At 65.7% G+C, this 1,205-nt stretch carries 1 protein-coding gene; it reads right to left on the bottom strand.

What is annotated here, in order from left to right; genetic code table 11:
* Positions 1 to 139 precede the first annotated feature (139 nt).
* Positions 140 to 1,024, bottom strand: a complete 885-nt coding sequence (locus EO99_RS0125375) for an alpha/beta hydrolase family protein (protein WP_029621326.1) — start codon at positions 1,022 to 1,024, stop codon at positions 140 to 142.
* Positions 1,025 to 1,205 lie beyond the last annotated feature (181 nt).

The following is a 1,205-nucleotide window of genomic DNA, read 5'->3' as shown; positions in this document are numbered from 1 at the left end:
AACAGATGTTTCTTCACGTGTTTTCCTCCTGCGAAACTCATGCAATTGGCATTTGCCGTATCGGTTCGCTCAATGTTTTGACGCCTGCCATTGTTCCCCGTCAGCCCTGAACGAGCCATGAACGGACAGGCAGGGCGGTTCACAGGTAGTTGTCCAGGAAGGTGATGAGCGCGCGGCGCATCGCCGGCGTCTCCCGGTGGCCGACGTGCGGTTGCGACAGGAACACCAGCGAAGCCTGCGCATCCGCATAGGCAGCCCGGGTGGCTTGCAAGGCCGTCGCGACGGCGGTAGGCGGCGTCAGCGGATCGTCCTCCCCGACGCAGATCAGCTGCGGGCGCGGCGCAACGAGGCCGGCAATCTCGCCCGTCGACGTCTCGCGCAGCAGTCCGGGGATCGTCAGGTAGTGGCCGTGAAGGTCATGCGCGCCGGTCGACACCAGGTCGGCGAGATCGGCGTAGCAGCAGAGATGCGCCACCGCGGCGGGGCGTGGATCGACGGCGGCCAGGAAATAGGCGAGCGTCGCCCCCATCGACAATCCGGTCACGGCGATCCGGTCCGCATCGACATCCGGCCGCTCGCAAAGCCAGGTCAACGCCGCCGCCTGTTCGGACACCATCCGGCCGAACAGCGTCTTGCCGTGCCAGAGCGCGGCCTTCGCGGCGGCGTCCTCCTTTTCAGCGGCGCGTTCCCCAAATGTCGGCATGTCGATCGACAGCACCACATAGCCCTCGCGCGCCAGCGCCGGACCTGGCGGGTCGAGAAGCGCCGGCCGCCCGTCGAGCAGCTCCCCGGCACCGATCTCGTAGCGCCCGCCGTGGGCATGGCAGTGCAGGATGGCCGGCCGCCTCTGCATTGGTCCCACCGGCCGCGTCAGCAGGCCCCGCACCGTCTGACCGTCGGCAAGGTTGAACCGCAGCCGCTCCACGACATGGCCCTGGGCGGACACGCTGGCCGCGTCGTCAAGAGTGAACGACAGCGCCTCGAAGGCAAGCAGCGCCTTCAGCCTCTCCGGTGTCATGCCCATGTCCGCATCCCCCTGCCATGCCGGAGAGTTCCTCACCTCGCGAATTTGGTCAAGTACGCTGAAAGCGGGACATCTCGAAAAGCTGTGTCATTTGAAATCAACCGCTTGCAGGAATTTTCATCCTCCTTCGTCCACACCCCCATGACCTGCGCCTAGACTGCTGCCGTTCCGCTTCGGCTAC

It is taken from the genome of Pseudorhizobium marinum, assembly GCF_000705355.1.
GTDB classification, from domain to species: Bacteria; Pseudomonadota; Alphaproteobacteria; order Rhizobiales; family Rhizobiaceae; genus Neorhizobium; species Neorhizobium pelagicum.
This window is presented reverse-complemented; position numbering and strand designations above follow the sequence as displayed.

Coding starts and splice junctions, on each gene's coding strand:
- EO99_RS0125375 (WP_029621326.1), bottom strand. CDS start 1,024: ATGGGCATGACACCGGAGAGGCTGAAGGCGCTGCTTGCCTTCGAGGCG.